The sequence below is a fragment of the Geobacillus sp. B4113_201601 genome, from assembly GCF_001587475.1.
GTDB classification, from domain to species: Bacteria; Bacillota; Bacilli; order Bacillales; family Anoxybacillaceae; genus Geobacillus; species Geobacillus icigianus.
In genome coordinates this window covers 35,986-54,099 of sequence record NZ_LQYX01000121.1, presented here as the reverse complement: position 1 = coordinate 54,099, position 18,114 = coordinate 35,986, and the positions used below count along the sequence as shown (strand labels likewise).

At 54.3% G+C, this 18,114-nt stretch carries 20 protein-coding genes and 1 pseudogene; 6 read left to right on the top strand and 15 right to left on the bottom strand.

Going from position 1 to position 18,114, the window contains the following annotated elements; all coding sequences use genetic code 11:
- Nucleotides 1–134 precede the first annotated feature (134 nt).
- On the bottom strand, nt 135–1,466 hold the full coding sequence (locus tag B4113_RS16745) for a PhoH family protein (RefSeq protein ID WP_033843449.1): 1,332 nt from the start codon (nt 1,464–1,466) through the stop codon (nt 135–137).
- Between the two features lie 133 nt (nt 1,467–1,599).
- Between B4113_RS16745 and B4113_RS16740 the strand changes: the two genes are divergently transcribed.
- On the top strand, nt 1,600–2,190 hold the full coding sequence (locus tag B4113_RS16740) for a YhcN/YlaJ family sporulation lipoprotein (protein WP_033843448.1): 591 nt from the start codon (nt 1,600–1,602) through the stop codon (nt 2,188–2,190).
- 61 nt (nt 2,191–2,251) lie between these two features.
- Nucleotides 2,252–2,452, top strand: coding sequence for a YlaI family protein (locus tag B4113_RS16735; RefSeq protein WP_033022131.1), 201 nt, complete (start codon nt 2,252–2,254; stop codon nt 2,450–2,452).
- 50 nt (nt 2,453–2,502) lie between these two features.
- On the opposite strand, the gene B4113_RS16730 is transcribed toward B4113_RS16735, so the two are convergent.
- The 3 genes and pseudogenes from B4113_RS16730 to typA all read right to left on the bottom strand — a co-directional run bounded on the left by B4113_RS16730 (nt 2,503) and on the right by typA (nt 5,039).
- Entirely contained in the window at nt 2,503–2,787 is a 285-nt protein-coding gene (locus B4113_RS16730) for a hypothetical protein (protein WP_033022130.1), read from the bottom strand.
- Nucleotides 2,784–3,089, bottom strand: coding sequence for a YlaH-like family protein (locus B4113_RS16725; protein ID WP_033843447.1), 306 nt, complete (start codon nt 3,087–3,089; stop codon nt 2,784–2,786). Before B4113_RS16725 ends, B4113_RS16730 begins: the two co-directional genes overlap by 4 nt.
- A gap of 105 nt (nt 3,090–3,194) precedes the next feature.
- Nucleotides 3,195–5,039: pseudogene (typA, locus tag B4113_RS16720) on the bottom strand (translational GTPase TypA).
- Nucleotides 5,040–5,272: 233 nt separating this feature from the next.
- Between typA and B4113_RS19970 the strand changes: the two are divergent.
- Nucleotides 5,273–5,446 (top strand): DUF5325 family protein, encoded by a 174-nt coding sequence (locus tag B4113_RS19970; protein ID WP_160331385.1) that lies wholly within the window; start codon nt 5,273–5,275, stop codon nt 5,444–5,446.
- Nucleotides 5,447–5,745: 299 nt separating this feature from the next.
- Here B4113_RS19970 and B4113_RS16715 read toward each other — a convergent pair whose 3' ends face one another.
- From B4113_RS16715 to B4113_RS16700, 4 genes are all read right to left on the bottom strand, one after another.
- Entirely contained in the window at nt 5,746–6,540 is a 795-nt protein-coding gene (locus tag B4113_RS16715; protein ID WP_033843445.1) for an inositol monophosphatase family protein, read from the bottom strand.
- A 79-nt stretch (nt 6,541–6,619) separates the two neighbouring features.
- Nucleotides 6,620–6,835: a hypothetical protein gene (locus tag B4113_RS16710; RefSeq protein WP_172418592.1), complete on the bottom strand. Its 216-nt coding sequence runs from the start codon at nt 6,833–6,835 to the stop codon at nt 6,620–6,622.
- 89 nt (nt 6,836–6,924) lie between these two features.
- Complete coding sequence (locus B4113_RS16705) at nt 6,925–7,221, bottom strand: UPF0223 family protein (RefSeq protein WP_033022123.1); 297 nt, start codon at nt 7,219–7,221, stop codon at nt 6,925–6,927.
- A gap of 16 nt (nt 7,222–7,237) precedes the next feature.
- Nucleotides 7,238–8,197, bottom strand: a complete 960-nt coding sequence (locus B4113_RS16700) for a nitronate monooxygenase family protein (protein WP_033843444.1) — start codon at nt 8,195–8,197, stop codon at nt 7,238–7,240.
- 157 nt (nt 8,198–8,354) lie between these two features.
- Here B4113_RS16700 and B4113_RS16695 point away from each other — a divergent pair, with 157 nt between their 5' ends.
- A complete protein-coding gene (locus B4113_RS16695; RefSeq protein ID WP_033843443.1) occupies nt 8,355–9,827 on the top strand; it encodes an aminotransferase class I/II-fold pyridoxal phosphate-dependent enzyme in 1,473 nt (490 codons plus the stop codon).
- 108 nt (nt 9,828–9,935) lie between these two features.
- Here the strand turns inward: B4113_RS16695 and B4113_RS16690 are convergent, their stop codons facing one another.
- Entirely contained in the window at nt 9,936–10,061 is a 126-nt protein-coding gene (locus B4113_RS16690; protein WP_033022116.1) for a GapA-binding peptide SR1P, read from the bottom strand.
- A gap of 182 nt (nt 10,062–10,243) precedes the next feature.
- Here B4113_RS16690 and B4113_RS16685 point away from each other — a divergent pair, with 182 nt between their 5' ends.
- The gene (locus B4113_RS16685; protein ID WP_033022115.1) at nt 10,244–10,621 is read left to right on the top strand and encodes a DUF1885 family protein; all 378 of its coding nucleotides are present in this window, start codon (nt 10,244–10,246) and stop codon (nt 10,619–10,621) included.
- Between the two features lie 221 nt (nt 10,622–10,842).
- Here the strand turns inward: B4113_RS16685 and B4113_RS16680 are convergent, their stop codons facing one another.
- From B4113_RS16680 to pdhA, 5 genes are all read right to left on the bottom strand, one after another.
- The gene (locus B4113_RS16680) at nt 10,843–11,085 is read right to left on the bottom strand and encodes a hypothetical protein (protein ID WP_033022113.1); all 243 of its coding nucleotides are present in this window, start codon (nt 11,083–11,085) and stop codon (nt 10,843–10,845) included.
- Between the two features lie 144 nt (nt 11,086–11,229).
- Nucleotides 11,230–12,642, bottom strand: coding sequence for a dihydrolipoyl dehydrogenase (gene lpdA / locus B4113_RS16675; RefSeq protein WP_033022111.1), 1,413 nt, complete (start codon nt 12,640–12,642; stop codon nt 11,230–11,232).
- 4 nt (nt 12,643–12,646) lie between these two features.
- Nucleotides 12,647–13,942, bottom strand: a complete 1,296-nt coding sequence (locus B4113_RS16670; RefSeq protein ID WP_033843442.1) for a dihydrolipoamide acetyltransferase family protein — start codon at nt 13,940–13,942, stop codon at nt 12,647–12,649.
- 71 nt (nt 13,943–14,013) lie between these two features.
- Nucleotides 14,014–14,991: a pyruvate dehydrogenase complex E1 component subunit beta gene (gene pdhB / locus B4113_RS16665; RefSeq protein WP_033022105.1), complete on the bottom strand. Its 978-nt coding sequence runs from the start codon at nt 14,989–14,991 to the stop codon at nt 14,014–14,016.
- Nucleotides 14,992–14,994: 3 nt separating this feature from the next.
- Nucleotides 14,995–16,104, bottom strand: a complete 1,110-nt coding sequence (gene pdhA / locus B4113_RS16660; protein WP_033843441.1) for a pyruvate dehydrogenase (acetyl-transferring) E1 component subunit alpha — start codon at nt 16,102–16,104, stop codon at nt 14,995–14,997.
- Between the two features lie 526 nt (nt 16,105–16,630).
- Here pdhA and def point away from each other — a divergent pair.
- Nucleotides 16,631–17,185, top strand: a complete 555-nt coding sequence (gene def / locus B4113_RS16655; RefSeq protein ID WP_033843440.1) for a peptide deformylase — start codon at nt 16,631–16,633, stop codon at nt 17,183–17,185.
- Nucleotides 17,186–17,237: 52 nt separating this feature from the next.
- Here the strand turns inward: def and B4113_RS16650 are convergent, their stop codons facing one another.
- On the bottom strand, nt 17,238–18,014 hold the full coding sequence (locus B4113_RS16650) for a Cof-type HAD-IIB family hydrolase (protein ID WP_033843439.1): 777 nt from the start codon (nt 18,012–18,014) through the stop codon (nt 17,238–17,240).
- Between the last annotated feature and the right edge of the window lie 100 nt (nt 18,015–18,114).

Genomic DNA, 18,114 nt, shown 5'->3' with positions numbered 1-18,114 from the left:
CTACGCCGCTAGGAGGCTGGTGATCTGATCGCAGATACGGCTTTGCGATGTCATTTTTTGAAAAAACCTAGTTACATCGATCTTCCCCTCATTCTTCCATTGATGAACAGAATCAGCGGTTTTTCACCAACCTTTTACAGCAAATCAGCAGCCAGCTGGGCGAGCGCTGAGCGCTCTCCTTTGATAAGGCGGATATGTCCGGCGATTTTTTGGTCTTTAAACGTTTCGACGACGTACGTCAACCCGTTATTATATTCATCCAAATATGGATGGTCGATCTGTTCCGGATCGCCCATTAAAATGATTTTGCTTTTCTCGCCAACCCGTGTCAAAATCGTCTTCACTTCATGCTTCGTTAAATTTTGCGCTTCATCGATGATAATAAACTGCTCGGGCAGGCTCCGGCCGCGAATATAGGTGAGGGCTTCCACCTCGATCGAGCTCATGCCGGCCAAAATCGCGTCCAGTTCCCCCGGCTTTTTCGTGTTAAACAAATATTCGAGATTGTCAAAAATTGGCTGCATCCACGGGCGCAGCTTTTCTTCCTTTTCCCCTGGCAAGAAGCCGAGATCTTTCCCCATCGGCACAATCGGCCGGGCGACGAGCAATTTTTTGTACGTGCGCAAATCTTCGGTTTGCATCAATCCAGCTGCAAGAGCAAGCAACGTTTTTCCCGTCCCCGCTTTGCCGATTAATGTCACCAACGGAATGTCATCGCGCATGAGCAGCTCGAACGCCATCGTCTGCTGCACATTGCGAGGCCTAATTCCCCATACGTGCTCGTTTTGAAACACGAGTTTTTTCACTTTTTTTCCGTTTGGGTCGACGATGCCAAGCGCCGATGCCGAACTGCCAAACGCATCTTTCATGATGATGAACTGGTGCGGATAAAACGGGTGGTCGGCGAGGTCGGCGAGCACAAGCTCCCCTTTCTCGTAAAACCGCTGCAAGTGATCCTTTCCTATGTACAGCTCCAAAAAGCCGGTGTAAATGTGATCGACATCAACGACGCGGTCGCTCAAAAAGTCTTCCGCCTGCAGCCCGATCGCATCAGCCTTGACGCGCACGAGCGCATCTTTGCTTACCAAAATGACGGAGCGCCCGTCTTCTTTCGCCTGCTCTTCCAGCGATAAATTTTTCGCCACCGCCAAGATGCGGTTGTCGTTTGTTTTTTCAACAAAAATTTCCTGCAGTTGGTGAAACGAGCGATGGTTCAATTCGATACGCAGCGCTCCTCCATTTTCCAGCGGAATTTTTTCGTGCAGCTTCCCGTTTTCGCGCAGGCGATCGATCAGCTTTGACACTTGGCGAGCGTTTCTGCCGATCTCATCCATATACCGTTTTTTCGAATCGACTTCCTCTAAGACGACGGCGGGAATGACGACCTCATTATCCTCAAACGCGAAAATCGAATACGGGTCTTGCAAAAGGACGTTTGTATCCAGCACATAAATTTTCTTTCCCAAATTTCTTTTCCCCCTATATCCGTTTTTCACCTTCGGCGCCGGATGGGAATAGCTGTAGTATAACATTATGAACAAATGTATAAGGATAGAAGGACATTTGCAAACTAAAGAAAAAAAGTCGAGGTGGCAAATGATGAAGCGAAACGGATGGCTGCTCATGTTGGTGGGCTGTTTGCTTTTAGGCGCCTGCAACGGAGGAAACGACAAGGCAGCGGACGATTCTAGGCTGGTGCGCGTGAAAAATACAGTGGACGAGCGGGTGGAAACGAAATCGGGACAAGCGATCGCCCGCCGGCTTGCCGAAATCGCCAACCGCGTCCCGAATGTCCGTGACGCTGCCGCGCTCGTCGTCGGCAAATACGCCATTGTCGGCATCGATGTCGGCGCCAATGTCGATGCCTCGCGCGTCGGTACGATCAAATACTCGGTTGCCGAGGCGCTGCAAAAAGACCCGTACGGTGCCAACGCCATCATTGTCGCCGATCCGGACCTTTACACCCGCGTGCGCAACATCGGCAGGCAAATCGACGATGGCCGTCCGGTGCAAGCGTTCATGAACGAAATCGCCGACATTGTCGGACGGGTGATGCCGGAAGTGCCGAGCGACTTGTTTAAAACGACACCAACGCCAACCGAAGAAAACGATGGACAGCTGAACGAACGGCAGGAGCGGCAGCTCAATGAACAGCAAAACAAGCAATCGAACCAATATTTAAATCGCTAACCGATTCCGGTGCGGTTATGGTATAATGGAACGGGAAATTAGCCCTTTCCTGAGGTGAACGATGAGAGTCAAATGCGTGCTTTGCGATCAAATCGAGACGATTGACGATGAATCGCCGCTTGCCAAACGGCTGCGCAACCGTCCGATCCATACGTACATGTGTCACAAATGCCATGACCGCATCAGCGAAAAAACGAAGCGGCGGCTTTCGACAGGAAAATTTCGTTTTTACCGCGGCCACCGGGCGGGGGACGACTGGTAACCAGACTACCAACACGGCGCTGAAAGCATTCGCTTTTCAGCGCCGTGTTGTTACCATCCGTATTTTTCCGGCTCGACCTCCATTTGCCTCCACATCGCTTCCGCCAGCTCAATCGAAAACCGGGCGACACGTTTCTCCCCGCCGCGCTCGTATTCGACAATATAGTGCCCGCTTTGTTCATCTTTGCCGGCCGCGACCGCGGTGACGCCAAAATCGCTCGCAAGCAGCGAGCGGAAAAAGGAAGCGGTTTCGCGCGCCGCGGCATCGTGCGGACGAGCGGTGGAGACAATATGGATGGTCAGCCAATGGCCAAGAACATCTTCCACGGATCTCACCTTTCTCCCTCTTTCGCCTGCCTCAGCCGAATTTTATATATGATTAATACGAGTGCGGCGACGGCCAATCCTTCCGCCACCGGCAAAAAAACAGCAAAAAAAGTTAAAATCGTGCAGCCGAGCGCCAGCAATCCATAGATGATGACGTTTTTTAACAGCGGCAGGCGACGGGCAAACCCGAGCCGATACACCAACGCCGCGAGCAACAGCACGGTGATATAAAGCAACCACATGCCCCGCTCGGGATGATCATGCACATCATACAGCGAGGCAAAAAAGCTCAACCGTTCGAGCACGTTCATTCGCTTCCCCCCATTTCATCCGATGATCCGCTCCGCTCAAAGACGCGCAGGCGCCAAGCGGCGCCCGGCTTCCCTCTTTTTTGGCAGAACAAGGAACGATGTCGGCTATTTCGCCTGTTCGGCCGCTTTTTTCTTCTTCTCCGCCTTTTCGCGCTCGCTCTTGCTTAAGATTTTTTTGCGCAAGCGAATCGAAGCGGGCGTCACCTCGCAATACTCATCGTCGCTCAAATATTCGAGCGCCTCTTCAAGCGTCAACAGACGCGGTTTTTTCATCGTCACCGTCTGCTCTTTCGTCGAAGAGCGCACATTCGTGACATGTTTTTCCCGGCAAATGTTGACGACGAGGTCGTTTTCGCGATTATGCTCGCCAACGATCATTCCTTCATACACTTCTGTGCCCGGTTCAACGAAAATCGTCCCGCGGTCTTCCAGCTGCATGATGCTGTAGGCCGTCGCTTTTCCCGTTTCCATTGAAACGAGCACGCCTTGACGGCGGCCGCCAATCGCACCAGGGTGCAGCGGGGCATAATGATCGAACGAATGGTTCAAAATGCCGTAGCCGCGCGTCAATGACAAAAACTCGCTCCGATAACCGATCAATCCGCGCGATGGCACATGAAACACAAGACGCACTTGTCCGTTGTCGCCGTGCACCATGTCGACGAGCTCGCCTTTGCGGCTGCCGAGCGATTCCATAATCGCCCCCGTATATTCTTCCGGAATATCAATGACGACTCGCTCAATCGGTTCGCAGCGAACGCCATCGATGTCTTTGACAATCACTTCCGGCTTCGACACTTGCAATTCATACCCTTCGCGGCGCATGCTTTCAATCAAAATCGCCAAATGAAGCTCGCCGCGCCCCGAAACGATCCACGCATCCGGCGACTCGGTCGGCTCCACGCGCAGGCTGACGTCGGTTTCGAGCTGTGTGCGCAGCCGCTCCTCGAGCTTTCTCGCCGTCACGTATTTGCCTTCACGGCCAGCGAACGGGCTGTTGTTGACAAGAAACGTCATTTTCAATGTCGGTTCATCAATGTGCAGCGGCGGCAGCGGCTCTTGGTGATCCGGAGGGCACACCGTTTCACCGACGTTAATGTCTTCCATGCCAGCGATCGCAACGATGTCACCGGCCTGCGCTTGTTCGATTTCGATTCGTTTCAAACCGATGAACCCGAACAGTTTCGTGACGCGGAACAGCTTCACGGATCCGTCGCGCTTGATGAGCGCCACTTGCTAGCCGGTTTTCATCGCGCCGCGAAACACGCGGCCGATCCCGATGCGCCCGACGTATTCATTGTAATCAAGCAGCGCCACTTGAAACTGCAACGGCTCCTCGCGGTTATCGACCGGCGCCGGAATATGATCGATGATCGTTTCAAACAGGGCGGTCATATCGCCGTCTTGCCGCTCCGGATCAAGGCTTGATGTCCCGCGCAGCGCCGATGTATACACAACCGGAAAGTCGAGCTGCTCTTCGGTGGCGCCCAGTTCGATCAACAAATCGATGACTTCATCGACAACTTCCGTCGGGCGGGCAAACTCGCGGTCGATTTTATTGACGACGACGATAGGCACAAGCTGCTGCTCCAACGCCTTTTTCAAGACGAACCGCGTTTGCGGCATGCAGCCTTCATAGGCGTCGACAACGAGCAGCACCCCGTCGACAAGGCGCATAATCCGCTCTACCTCTCCGCCGAAATCGGCGTGCCCGGGCGTATCCAAAATGTTGATGCGCGTTCCTTTATACAAAACGGCCGTATTTTTCGCTAAAATCGTAATGCCGCGCTCCCGCTCCAAATCGTTGCGGTCCAACACCCGCTCGGCGACTTGCTCGTTCTCGCGGAACGTTCCTGACTGCCGAAGCAGTTGGTCGACAAGCGTTGTTTTTCCGTGGTCGACATGGGCGATGATCGCGATATTGCGTATATCCATTCGTCTGTTCGTCAATGTCGGTCACTCCTGTTTGGCAAACTGCTTGTCTATTATATCACAACGATAGAAAATCAGCATATTTTCCGGTAAACTAAAAAAGACGCGTCAATGCACGAGACTGAAACAGCCGCTGAACGCCGGCCTGCTTGGGCCGCTTGCGGTTCGACCGAAAGAGGACGAAGCGAAAGGAGGAAAGGGGATTCTAGGCGGTTGCTTCCGCTGCTAAGCCGAGGAATCGCCCGCGCGAGATGAAACGAATCGAGCTTGTGCCGCTGCTGCTTTCGATTGTCGCGGTGGCCGCCTTGATGGCGATCGGCGTCTTCATTGCCAAGCAAAGCGCCATCGGCATCGCCGCTTCTACACTGATCTTTATCGCTGTCATGGGCGTTGGGTTCGCCCATAAAAAACGAACGCGCCGCTGAACGAGGAGGGTGTCCCAAAGGGGCGGGACACCCTCACTCATCGCTATATATGGACACTAACTGTCCCTCTCCACACGATATGCTATGTCTTTCTTGAGAGGAAATCGCCTTTTGGGTCAGCCCCTCTTTCGTTGCATTATACGTTCTGACTGTTTCTTCCGCACGATACGTTGTGCCGCTCTTGTTCGATGATGGCCGCCGGCGTATTTGCCGGCTTTCCGGCCGCCAGCAGCCGGCCGCAAATATCCGGCAAAAAAGCAGACAACCTTTTGGGGCAATGAGCGCCACCATGGCGGCTGTCAACGCGAAAGATAGCGCTGCAAAATCTCTTCGTGCACTCCCGGTTTGGCGGCGAGCACTGAATTAGGGCCGAGCAAATCAAGCGGCGCGCCGTTCAAGTTTGTCACAACTCCGCCCGCTTCCTCAATCAAAACCATCCCGCCGGCGAAGTCCCACGGCGACAACCGCGGCGAAAGATAGGCGTCCAAACGCCCGGCGGCGACATACGCGAGCTCGAGAGCCGCCGACCCGTATGAGCGCGTGCCGCGCGCCTCTTTCGCCAGCCGCACAAGCGGGCGATGGTCAAGGCGGCGATTTTCCATCAGCCATGTCGCATTGACAGCGATGACCGATTCCGCGATCGGCACCGGCCGCAGGCGGCTAAGCGGCGCGCCGTTCAGCCACACCCCTTGTCCCTTTCGCGCCCAATACAATTCGTCAGCGACGACGTCATACACATAGCCGAGCTGGCCGACGCCGTCGGCAAAAACGCCAATCGAAACGGCGAAATGACGCTGTTGATGGACAAAGTTCATCGTGCCGTCAATCGGGTCGATGATCCAAACGATTCCATCAAGCGCCTCGAGCGGATCGCCGAAGCCTTCTTCGCCCAACAGATGATGGTCCGGAAACCGGCGCCGGATTTGCGCGGCGAAAAACTGCTCAATGCCGCGGTCAACGTTGGTCACCAAATCGTTTGCATTCGCTTTCGTCTCGATCGTCAGCTTTTCGGCAAACGAGGCGCGGATGCGCTCCCCCGCTTCGCGAATCCATTGCTGGGCACATTGGTCGATTTCATCCCATTTTGCTGTCATGTCCATTCCTCCTCGCTTTCGTATGTACATCACCGCTGTCAAGAAAAAAACGAACCGCATGGTTCGCCTTGAATGATGATCATACTTGAAGGCGCATCAGTTCTTGGCGCAGTTTTTCCAGCCGCCGTTTGCATTCTTTTTTCTTTTCCTCATCATTTTCCATCATGGCTTCGTACAGCGTCGCAAGTTCGTAATCGAGCTCGAGCCGCAGCACCGCCATGCGTTTATCCCCGTCTGGGCGTTTCAGCGAATTGGCGGTTTTTTTCATGTTCATCCGCACCCCTTTCCCTGTCATCCGCGAAACCTCCGGCGCCCTTTGCCTGCTTCGTTTTGTTTTATATTATATTATGTGGAAAAAGAGGTGTATGCAACTAATTTGTGTGTTTACCTACCGCGCTGCGGCCCGTTCGGGGCGGGGTGAATCCAATCGCCGTCTTTCGCCTCTTTCGCCTGCTTCATCACCGCATAGGACGAATAGCCGCTTTCTTGCTCGAATTCGGCGTACAGCCGGTTCTCCTCGCTTTTCGACGGGACGATCTCCTTAAAACGGCGATACCGGCTCATCAGTTCTTCGCGCCGAATTCCCTGTTCATAGGCCGTTTCAATCGCCGTGAAAAATTTGATGACATCGATGATTTCTTGCGTCGACCACTCATAGGAAAACGGATACGAATAGCTCATTTTCCCACCTCCGCTGTTAGTTTGCCCAGCGGCTCCGAATTTGTTCCGCCTCTTCGATCATGCGGGCAAACAATTCAGCGACAGACGGAATGTCGCGAATGAGGCCGATCGCCTGTCCGGCCCAAGCGAACCCTTCATCGACCTTTCCTTCATAAATGAAGCGCCGGTTTGCTTCTCCGCTAATATACTCCTTCAAGTCATCGTACGTGCCGCCTTGACGTTCGATTTCCACGATTTTTTCCGCCCAAGCGTTGGCGAGCACCCGCCCCGGCGCTCCGAGCGATCGCTTAATGATGATCGTATCCTGTTCTGTTGCGTTCACAATCATTTCCTTGTAAACCGGATGGGCATGGACGCATTCTTTCGTGGCAATAAACCGCGTTCCCATTTCGATCCCCTCTGCGCCGAGCGCCAACGCCGCCATCAGCCCGCGGCCATCGGCGATGCCGCCGGAGGCGATGACCGGAATCGAGACCGAATCGACGACTTTCGGGATCAAAATGAACGTGCCGGTGTCATGTTTGCCGAGATGCCCGCCCCCTTCTTGACCGACAACCATCACCGCATCCGCCCCGAGCTCTTCCGCTTTTACCGCTTGGCGGACAGCGGCCACCAGAACAAGCTTTTTCACCTTCGTGCCTTTCAATTGCTCAAAAAACGGGGCCGGGTTGCCCCCGGTGACCGAAACGACCGGCACTCCCTCTTCAAGCGCAGCCTCGAGCATATGGGCGAACGGACGGCCGTGCTGGCCGATGGCGAAATTGACGCCAAACGGGCGATCGGTGTTCGCTTTCACCTTGCGAATCTCCTCTCGCAGCCGGTCCGGGCTTTCAAGCGACATGGCCGTGATTTGCCCGAGGCCGCCGGCATTCGAGACAGCGGCGGCCAGATCGGCGTACGCCAAATAGGCGAGCCCGCCTTGAATGATCGGATAGGTGATGCCAAGCAGCTCTGTCACTCTCGTCTTCCACTCCATCAAACCTCATCTCCTTCTTTCATCTCGTCTTTCTACCTATTCTTGACTTCCTCTTCGTTTTCCTGTTTCCGCGTTCGCTTCTTTTTCTTTGCAAACGAAAAAATCCATGCTATAATGCATTTGTTTTATTTTTTAGGTAAAGAGGTGTGAAAACCCATTGTCGCAGCTTGAAACACCGTTGTTTACCGGTTTGTTGGAACATATAAAAAAAAATCCGGTCCAGTTCCATATCCCCGGCCATAAAAAAGGGGCCGGCATGGATCCGGAATTTCGCTCTTTTATCGGAGAAAATGCCTTGGCGATGGATTTGATCAACATCAGTCCGCTCGATGATTTGCACCATCCGCGAGGAATGATCAAACGGGCCCAAGAGCTCGCCGCCGAAGCGTTCGGGGCCGACTACACGTTTTTTTCCGTGCAAGGAACGAGCGGCGCCATCATGACGATGGTCATGTCGGTCGCCGGGCCGGGCGATAAAATCATCGTGCCGCGCAACGTCCATAAATCCGTGATGTCCGCCATTGTCTTTTCCGGGGCGACGCCGATTTTCATTCATCCGGAAATCGACAAGGAGCTTGGCATTTCCCACGGCATCACGCCGCAAGCGGTGGAAAAAGCGCTCCGCCAGCACCCGGATGCCAAAGGGGTGCTCGTCATCAACCCGACGTACTTCGGCATAGCGGGCGATCTGAAAAAAATCGTTGACATCGCGCACGCCTATGGTGTTCCGGTGCTCGTCGACGAAGCGCACGGCGTTCATATTCATTTTCATGAGCGCTTGCCGCTTTCGGCGATGCAGGCGGGTGCCGATATGGCGGCGACAAGCGTTCACAAACTCGGCGGCTCGCTGACGCAAAGCTCGATTTTAAACGTGCGTGAGGGACTCGTCTCAGCGAAGCACGTACAGGCGATTCTCAGCATGTTGACGACCACATCGACGTCGTATTTGCTGCTTGCTTCGCTCGATGTCGCCCGCAAACAGCTGGCCACCAAAGGCCGGGAACTCATCGACAACGCCATCCGCCTCGCGGACTGGACGCGGCGGCAAATCAATGAAATCCCGTATTTGTACTGCGTCGGCGAGGAGATTTTAGGCACGGAAGCGGTCTACGACTACGATCCGACCAAGCTGATCATTTCCGTCAAAGAGCTCGGATTGACCGGCCATGATGCCGAGCAATGGCTGCGGGAAGCGTTCAACATTGAAGTCGAGCTTTCCGATTTGTACAACATTTTGTGCATCATCACCCCCGGTGACAGCGAGCGCGAGGCCGGCCTTCTCGTGGAAGCGCTCCGCCGCCTATCGGCACAATTCAGCCACCAAGCGGAAGAAGGGGTAAAACCGAAAGTGCTTCTCCCGGACATTCCGGCGCTCGCGTTAACGCCGCGCGACGCCTTTTACGCCGAGACGGAAGTCGTTCCGTTCCGCGAGTCGGCCGGGCGGATTATCGCCGAGTTTGTGATGGTGTATCCGCCAGGCATTCCGATTTTTATTCCGGGCGAAATTATTACGGAAGAAAACTTAAACTATATCGAGACGAATTTAGCCGCCGGCCTCCCCGTCCAAGGCCCGGAAGACGATACGCTGCAAACGTTGCGCGTCATTAAGGAACATAAGCCGATTTGGTAGCCGCCTAGGCCGCGTTCGCCGGTTTGGGCGGTTGTTAAATAAACAGCGCGCATGTGCCCCCATCACATGCGCGCTACTTCATTCCTTCCCCCATTTTGTTTGACCGTTTTACTCCCCTTTTTCACCGTCATCGTCATGCCCGCAACCATCGCATTGACCGTAAAGCGTAGTCACTTTTTCATCTTCGAAGTACGCAATCGTCGCTTCGCATGTTTGGCATACGATCGTGCCCATCCCCAAAACCCCTTTGTGATGATAAATTTCATTGTTGATTTTATAATAATATATCACATTTAGAATGTCAACTCTAATTTGTATGTCACATTTAGACCAATCATCTTCCTTCCGAAACTTTTTCATCAATATTCAGAAAAAACGTGGTACAATCGACGTAAAGAACGAAAGGAGAGGGGCGCATGAAAACAAGCTTGAAACTGAAGGCAGGACAAACCGTCGCGCTCGATGAAGTGAAACAGCTGCTTGAACGCTACCGGGCGGCGCTCGGCAAGACGGGAGAACAGCTAAGCTGGGCGTATGAACAAGCGGCTTTCCCATATACAGTGCATGAGCGCGAAGGAGTGCTGTACTTGCAAGGCGACGGCCGCCTGTATCGAGGGATGGCCGTTTCCGTGCGCACCGCCGGCGAACAATGTTTCATCGACATCGCGCTGCCGCCGGGCGCCACGCACGGAGACAAAGGCAAGGCGAATGAGTTCGGCAGGTGGCTGGCCAAAACGCTTGGCGGCGAATGGCATTTGTTTAGCGGCCGGACGATGGTGTTTGACGCCTCATAAACGGGCAGACGGCCGGTGAAACGATCGAAGGCATTCGTCAAGAAAGTCGGTGAAAAACCGCGGTTTGCCTTGAAGGCTGGTGAAAAAACGGCAGATCCCCTTCATCAGGCTGATGAAAAACGGCGAATTTCCTTCATACGCGTGAAAAGCAGCACCGATGCAACAACATTTTTCTCGTCGAGAAAGGGCGGGGGTGACGACCGTTCCGCCCCTGCCCTCCGTCACTGCACCGCTTGCCACACCCATTGCTGACCGGCAAAGTACACCGCCGCTGTCCCAATCGTCGTCAATGCCGCCTGGCGCGTCGCCAGACCGAGCCGCCGCGCCAACAAAAAGGCGATATACATAAACACGCATAGCATCACCCCGCGGAAAAACGGCCGATCTCGTCCGGACAGCCACTCAATGATTGAAAAACTGCTCCAAATCATCATCTGCACTAAAAACGCCACATACGCTTTCATCTGATCCCTTCTCCCGCGTTTCTTTACCATAACGATATGAGACAAGGCCACAAAATAGTATGGGAATGGGACAAAAGTGGATCAAAACCGGCTAAAAAACGAAGCGGCTGAGCTTGAACCGTTTCAAGCCCAGCCGCTTTCGGCTTATTTTGTGACAATATGAATCGGTGTGCCAAGCGCCACTTCCGCCGCTTCCATGGCGATTTCACCGAGCGTCGGGTGGGCGTGGATCGTCAAGGCGATGTCTTCAGCCGTCATGCCGGCTTCAATCGCCAGCCCAAGCTCGGCGATCATGTCCGAAGCGTTCGGGCCGACGATTTGTGCACCGATGACGACGCCGTCTTCTTTGCGAACGACCAGTTTCACGAAGCCCTCGGTATCGTTGAGCGACAAGGCGCGGCCGTTGGCGGCAAACGGGAACTTCGCCGCGATGACATCGATGCCTTCCTCTTTCGCTTGCTGCTCAAAGTAACCGACCGAGGCGCATTCCGGATCGGAGAAGACGACCGCCGGAATCGCGACGTAATCGACCGCCGACGGGTGGCCGGCGATCGCTTCCGCCGCCACTTTCCCCTCATACGATGCTTTATGGGCGAGCGCCGGTCCCGGAACGATGTCGCCGATGGCAAAAATGTTCGGCACGCTGGTGCGGCATTGGTCGTCCACTTCAATCAAGCCGCGCTCGGTCATTTTGACGCCAATTTGTTCAAGGCCGAGCTCGTCGGTGTTCGGACGGCGGCCGACCGTCACCAGCACGTAGTCCGCGTCAACCGTTTTCGTTTCGCCGTTGGCTTCGTACGTGACCGTTACGCCGTCTGCGCGCTCTTCCGCCCCTTTGGCGAGCGCGTTCGTGACCACGTCGACGCCTTTTTTCTGCAAACGGCGCTTAATGATGCTGACCATTTGCTTTTCAAAGCCGGATAAAATTTCCCCGGCCCCTTCTAAAATCGTCACTTTCGCCCCGAAGTTGGCGTAGGCGGTGCCAAGTTCGATGCCGATGTAGCCGCCGCCGATGACGACAAGCGATTTCGGGATTTCCCCGAGGTTGAGCGCTCCGGTCGAATCGAGGATGCGGTTGGAAAACTTGAAGTTCGGCAGCTCAATCGGGCGCGAGCCGGTCGCGATAATGGCGTTTTTAAACGTGTACGTCTGCGCGCTGTCGCCGTTGACGACACGCACCGTGTTGGCGTCGACGAAATACGCTTCCCCTTTGACAATCTCGACCTTGTTGCCTTTCAGCAAGCCTTCTACGCCGCTTGTCAGCTTTTTGACGACGCTTGCTTTCCATTCCTGCACTTTCGCGAAATCGACCGTGACGTTTTCCGCCTTAATGCCCATCTCTTCGGAATGTTTCGCTTGCTCATACCGGTGACCGGCCGAGATCAACGCCTTTGACGGAATGCAGCCGACGTTTAAGCAGACGCCGCCTAAATTCCCTTTTTCGACAATCGTCACTTTTTGCCCGAGCTGCGCGGCGCGAATGGCGGCCACATAACCGCCAGGGCCGGCGCCGACGACGAGCGTTTCCGTTTCAATTGCAAAATCGCCAACTACCATCGTTTTACGCCTCCATTAATAAGAGTTCTGGGTCGCTTAACAGCTGTTTGATATGGTTGAGCGCCTTCTGCGCCGTCGCCCCATCGATCATCCGATGGTCGAAGCTGAGCGAGAGCGCCAAGACCGGTGCGGCGACAATTTCTCCGTCGCGGACGATCGGTTTTTCCGCGATGCGGCCGATGCCGAGAATCGCCACTTCCGGATGGTTGATGACCGGAGTGAACCATTGCCCGCCGGCCGAGCCGATGTTCGTGATCGTGCACGAGGCGCCTTTCATTTCATTTGGCGCCAGCTTGCCGTCGCGCGCTTTTTCCGCGAGTTCGTTGATTTCCTTCGCCAAGGCGAAAATCGGCTTCCGGTCGGCATGTTTAATGACCGGGACGAGCAAGCCGCGGTCCGTGTCAGCGGCGATGCCGATGTTGTAATAGTGCTTATGGATGATTTCTTCGCTGGCATCGTCAATGGACGTATTGAGCGCCGGATATTCACGCAGCGCGGAAACAAGCGCTTTGACGACGTACGGCAAGAACGTCAGCTTGATTCCTTTGTCCGCCGCGATCGCTTTGAACTTTTTCCGATGAGCAACGAGCTTCGTCACGTCGACTTCGTCCATGAGCGTCACGTGCGGAGCCGTATGTTTCGAATGCACCATCGCCTTGGCGATCGCGCGACGGATGCCGCTCATTTTCTCGCGCGTTTCCGGGAATTCGCCTTCCGGCACAACCGGTTTCGCCGTTGGCGCTTGCGGCGCTGCTTTCTCTTCCGGCGCTTGCGCTGCCGAAGGAGCTGCAGCTTTTGCGCCGCCGGCGAGGAAGGTGTCAATGTCTTCTTTCAAAACGCGGCCGTTTTTGCCCGTTCCTTGCACAAGCCGGATGTCCACGCCTTTTTCCCGCGCATATTTGCGCACGGACGGCATCGCGATGACGCGGCGGTTCGGTTCCGCGTCGGCGGCAGCTGAAGCGGCGGTCCCACCGTTTTCCTCTTTCGACACCGTTTCCGCTTTTTCCTCTTTTTTCGTCTCTTCTTCGTGCTCTTGCCCTTTAAACGTCATGTTTTCATATCCGGGCGCATCGAGCGTAATGAGCGTTTGTCCGACCGTCGCCACCGTTCCTTCCGGGACGACGATCTCAAGCACTTTCCCTTTCACCGGGGAGGGAATTTCCACGACCGCCTTGTCGTTTTGCACTTCGCACAATACGTCATCTTCGTTCACTTCATCCCCCGGCTTGACGAACCATTTGACGATCTCGCCTTCATGAATGCCTTCGCCAATGTCCGGCAGCTTAAATTCAAATGCCACTGTAGGTCGACCTCCTATCGTTTGCCGAAAATGAGCGGGGGAGAGCGCTTCGTTCCCCCGGCTTGTCCTGATTAGAAGTTGATCGCTTTTTTCGCCGTCTCGATCACATCTTTAAAGTTCGGCAGCCACACCGATTCCGCTTGGGCGAACGGATACACCGTATCTGGTGCGGCAACGCGAAGCACCGGCGCTTCAAGGCTTAAAATGGCCCGTTCGTTAATTTCGGCGACCACGTTGGCGGCGATGCCGGCCTGCCGCTGCGCTTCTTGAACGACGATGGCGCGGCCTGTTTTCTCCACCGAACCGATGATCGTTTCGATATCGAGCGGCTGCACGGTGCGCAAGTCGACAACTTCAGCGGAAATGCCTTCCTTCTCTAATTCTGCCGCCGCTTTTAACGATTCATGCACCATGGCCCCGTACGCGATGATCGTAATATCTTTTCCTTCGCGCTTAATGTCCGCCTTGCCGATCGGAATCGTATACTCGCCCTCCGGCACTTCTTGGCGGAACGAACGGTACAGCTTCAAATGTTCAAGGAAAATGACCGGATCGTTGTCGCGGATCGCCGAAATGAGCAGCCCTTTGGCGTCATACGGCGTCGACGGAATCACGACCTTCAGCCCCGGCTGCTGGGCGACAAGCCCTTCCAAACTGTCCGAGTGCAATTCCGGCGTATGGACGCCGCCGCCGAACGGCGAACGAACCGTAATCGGCATATGGTAACGGCCGCCGGTGCGGTAGCGGATGCGCGCCATTTGTCCGCAAATCGAATCCATCACTTCATAGACGAAGCCGAAAAACTGAATTTCCGGCACCGGGCGGAATCCTTGCAAGGCCAAGCCGATCGCCAAGCCGCCGATCCCCGATTCGGCCAGCGGCGTATCAAAGACGCGCTCTTCACCAAATTCCGCTTGCAGGCCTTCCGTGGCCCGAAAGACGCCGCCGTTGACCCCAACGTCTTCCCCAAACACGAGCACGTTCGGATCGTTTTTCAACTCGATGCGCAGCGCATCGGTGATCGCTTGAACCATTGTCATTTGCGCCATGGCTTACTTCGACTCCTTCTCTTTATAAATTTCGTACTGCTCTTTCAAGTTGAACGGCAACTCTTCGTACATGATGCTGATCAAGTCGGTCACTTTTTGTTTCGGCGTCTCATCCGCTTTTTTGATCGCCTCTTTGATGTCCTCTTTCGCCTGCTCGATGACGCGATTTTCTTCTTCTTCGCTCCACAACCCTTTCGCTTCTAAAAACTTGCGGAAACGCACCAGCGGGTCTTTTTTCGCCCATTCGTTTTCGAGCTCTTTCGAACGATAGCGCGTCGGATCGTCGCCGGACATCGTGTGCGGACCGTAACGGAAGCAAAGCGTTTCGATGAGCGTCGGCCCTTCGCCGTTCACCGCGCGCTCGCGAGCTGCTTTCACCGCTGCGTAAACCGCCAGCACATCCATGCCGTCGACTTGAATGCCCGGAATGCCGGCCGCGACCGCTTTTTGCGCCAACGTTTTGGCGACCGTCTGCTTTTCAACCGGCGTCGAAATGGCAAAGCGGTTGTTTTGCACGACGAAGATGGCCGGCGCTTGAAACGCCCCCGCAAAGTTGATCCCTTCGTAGAAATCGCCTTGCGATGTGCCGCCGTCACCCGTATATGTAATGGCTACCGCTTTTTTGCCCCGCATTTTCAGGCCGAGCGCCACGCCAGCCGCTTGGATGTATTGAGCCCCGATGATGATTTGCGGCGGCAAGACGTTGACACCTTCCGGAATTTGGTTGCCGTGAAAATGACCGCGCGAGAACAAAAACGCTTGATACAGCGGCAGCCCGTGCCAAATGATTTGCGGAACGTCACGATACCCCGGCAAAATGAAATCTTCCTTTTCAAGCGCAAAATGGCTGCCGATTTGGCTCGCCTCTTGTCCGGCAGTCGGCGCGTAAAAGCCGAGGCGCCCTTGGCGGTTCAACGAAATGGAGCGCTGGTCAAGGATGCGCGTATACACCATGCGGCGCATCAGCTCTTTCAGCTGCTCATCGCTTAACTCCGGCATCGCCTCTTCGTTAGTGACTTCGCCTTTTTCATTCAAAATTTGGAACATCGGAAACTGCTCGGCCACTTTCTCGAGCTGCTCCGCGAATCGAAATTGGGAGGTTTTCACACCCATTTTGTTCACCTCTGCCTTTCATCGGTAATTTGGAAATTTGGCTGCATCCATCCATATACTATTACTGTACCCAAACGGAAGAAGAAATAAAAAAACAATCACCCGCAGGCGCCCTCGGTCACAAAACGAGACGCCAAACCTGTATTACTGTTTTTTTTGTCCCGACTAATACAACGTGCATTTGCAAGTTTTAGTTTACACGTTCTTTTTCCAACCGTCAACGACTTTGATTTATCACGATTCTCTTTCTTTTCTATGGATGAATTTGGATAAAAAAACTTCTCGACCAAAACTGTTATATTACATGAACCGAACCCTGTCTAAGTCCTGTACTATATTTTCCCACAATAGAAGATGCATGATGATTTGGTCAAGGAAATGAAAGCATTTTTCTGATTTTTGTTGCTGAACTTCTTTATTCTCCAATAATGTATCCGTTCCGTTGCATTTTCATTTACGCACGGTGGGCGTTTTGTTAGACTAGACGATAGACAGCGACGCCGAAGACAAGGAGTGAAACGAGCGAATGATCACGATGAAAGATATTATTAAAGAAGGGCATCCGACGCTGCGGAAAGTGGCTGAACCTGTTCCGCTGCCGCCTTCGCAAGAAGATCAGCGCATTTTGCAAAGCTTGCTCGACTATGTGAAAATGAGTCAAGACCCTGAGCTGGCAGCCAAATACGGGCTGCGGCCCGGCATTGGGCTCGCCGCCCCGCAAATCAACGTCTCAAAGCGGATGATCGCCGTCCATATCACCGATGAAAACGGGACATTGCACAGCTACGCGCTGTTCAATCCGAAAATCGTTAGCCACTCCGTTCAGCAGTGCTACTTGACGACCGGGGAAGGATGCCTGTCGGTCGACCGCGACGTGCCGGGATATGTGCCGCGCTATGCGCGCATCACTGTGACCGGGACGACGATCGACGGCGAAGACGTCACACTGCGCTTAAAAGGGTTGCCGGCGATCGTCTTTCAGCATGAAATCGATCACTTAAACGGCATTATGTTCTATGACCGCATCAATCCCGATGATCCGTTTCAAGTTCCGGACGGGGCGATTCCAATTGGGCGCTAAAAGCCCCCTATAAATGGCGAGCGGCCCAGCCGAAAAGGCCAAGGCCGCTTTTTCATCGGATGAGCTGCAGCTGTTTCAATCCATACCAAATGCCTTCCTGATCGACCGACTTCGTAACGAAGTCGGCGACCCTTTTCACTTCCTCATGGGCGTTGCCCATGGCCACCCCGGTTCCGACGAACGAGAGCATTTCAATGTCATTCAATCCGTCGCCGAACGCATACACATTCTTCTTATCGATCCCGAGCTTTTTGATCATCAGGCGAATGCCTTCCGCCTTCGAGCCTCCTGCTGGCAGCACATCGGTCGAAACGTCGTGCCAACGGACAAAGCGGAATTCCGGATACTGGTGCACATACGGCTGTTCCTCCGCCGCGTGACAAAACAGCAGCGCTTGATAAATGTCATTGTTTTCATAGTAGAGGGGATCAACAGGCGGATGGGCAAATTTTAAGCTGCCCATGCTGACGTGAATGTGCGGATGGTCGCCGACGCTGGCCCGCATTTCTTCAGCATCCATAAAAACGAGCGGGTGGCCGTTTTCATGAGCGGCGCGGGCCAGCTCCCGAAGCTTCTCGCGGCGAAGCGGCTGTTTGTGTAGAACAGTCCCCTCGAACACCACATATTGACCGTTAAAGCTGACGAACGAATCGATGCCAAGCTGCTTGCGCACGTGCTCAAACATAAACGGCGCTCGCCCTGTGGCAATGGCGACATACACGCCCGATTGCTTCAAGCGCCGGATCGCCTCGATCGTTGACGGCGGCAGCTGTTTTCGTTCGTCAAGCAGCGTCCCATCGATATCGAAAAACACCATTTTTTGATCCATGTTCTCTTCCCCTTGCTGAAAATCGATTCTTCATTCGTTTACCGTACTGAAAAAGCGCAAAAATGTCAATCGAAAAGACGCGAGGTTCCATTTTTACCCA

Bases quoted from the DNA above. Each gene is read 5' to 3' on its own strand.
- B4113_RS16740 (WP_033843448.1), top strand. From the start codon at position 1,600: ATGAAGCGAAACGGATGGCTGCTCATGTTGGTGGGCTGTTTGCTTTTA.
- B4113_RS16735 (WP_033022131.1), top strand. From the start codon at position 2,252: ATGAGAGTCAAATGCGTGCTTTGCGATCAAATCGAGACGATTGACGAT.
- B4113_RS16725 (WP_033843447.1), bottom strand. From the start codon at position 3,089: ATGAACGTGCTCGAACGGTTGAGCTTTTTTGCCTCGCTGTATGATGTG.
- B4113_RS19970 (WP_160331385.1), top strand. From the start codon at position 5,273: ATGAAACGAATCGAGCTTGTGCCGCTGCTGCTTTCGATTGTCGCGGTG.
- B4113_RS16715 (WP_033843445.1), bottom strand. From the start codon at position 6,540: ATGACAGCAAAATGGGATGAAATCGACCAATGTGCCCAGCAATGGATT.
- B4113_RS16710 (WP_172418592.1), bottom strand. From the start codon at position 6,835: ATGACAGGGAAAGGGGTGCGGATGAACATGAAAAAAACCGCCAATTCG.
- B4113_RS16705 (WP_033022123.1), bottom strand. From the start codon at position 7,221: ATGAGCTATTCGTATCCGTTTTCCTATGAGTGGTCGACGCAAGAAATC.
- B4113_RS16700 (WP_033843444.1), bottom strand. From the start codon at position 8,197: ATGGAGTGGAAGACGAGAGTGACAGAGCTGCTTGGCATCACCTATCCG.
- B4113_RS16690 (WP_033022116.1), bottom strand. From the start codon at position 10,061: ATGGGCACGATCGTATGCCAAACATGCGAAGCGACGATTGCGTACTTC.
- B4113_RS16685 (WP_033022115.1), top strand. From the start codon at position 10,244: ATGAAAACAAGCTTGAAACTGAAGGCAGGACAAACCGTCGCGCTCGAT.
- B4113_RS16680 (WP_033022113.1), bottom strand. From the start codon at position 11,085: ATGAAAGCGTATGTGGCGTTTTTAGTGCAGATGATGATTTGGAGCAGT.
- lpdA (WP_033022111.1), bottom strand. From the start codon at position 12,642: ATGGTAGTTGGCGATTTTGCAATTGAAACGGAAACGCTCGTCGTCGGC.
- pdhB (WP_033022105.1), bottom strand. From the start codon at position 14,991: ATGGCGCAAATGACAATGGTTCAAGCGATCACCGATGCGCTGCGCATC.
- pdhA (WP_033843441.1), bottom strand. From the start codon at position 16,104: ATGGGTGTGAAAACCTCCCAATTTCGATTCGCGGAGCAGCTCGAGAAA.
- def (WP_033843440.1), top strand. From the start codon at position 16,631: ATGATCACGATGAAAGATATTATTAAAGAAGGGCATCCGACGCTGCGG.
- B4113_RS16650 (WP_033843439.1), bottom strand. From the start codon at position 18,014: ATGGATCAAAAAATGGTGTTTTTCGATATCGATGGGACGCTGCTTGAC.